The organism is Psychrobacter sp. W2-37-MNA-CIBAN-0211, assembly GCF_040309405.1.
In the GTDB taxonomy this organism is placed as follows: domain Bacteria; phylum Pseudomonadota; class Gammaproteobacteria; order Pseudomonadales; family Moraxellaceae; genus Psychrobacter; species Psychrobacter glaciei.
In genome coordinates this window covers 1-272 of record NZ_JBEOOU010000200.1, presented here as the reverse complement: position 1 = coordinate 272, position 272 = coordinate 1, and the positions used below count along the sequence as shown (strand labels likewise).

The 272-nt window shown below is 62.5% G+C and carries 1 pseudogene; it reads left to right on the top strand.

The window, feature by feature from the left end:
- Window positions 1-272 (top strand): annotated as a pseudogene (locus AAEY72_RS14895) (2,3-bisphosphoglycerate-independent phosphoglycerate mutase); the annotation flags it as partial.

The window sequence follows — 272 nt, the reverse complement described above, 5'->3', positions numbered from 1 at the left end:
GCAAAGGCCGGATCGCCAGCATCATCGGCCGCTATTTCGCCATGGACCGTGACAACCGTTGGGATCGCGTCGCCCAGGCCTACAACCTGATCGTCGACGGCAACGGCGAATTCAACGCCGCCACCGCGCAGGAAGGTCTGGAAGCCGCTTACGCCCGTGGCGAGAGCGACGAATTCGTCAAAGCCACTTCCATCGGTGATCCGGTAAAAGTTGAAGACGGCGACGCCGTGGTGTTCATGAACTTCCGTGCCGACCGCGCCCGCGAGCTGACC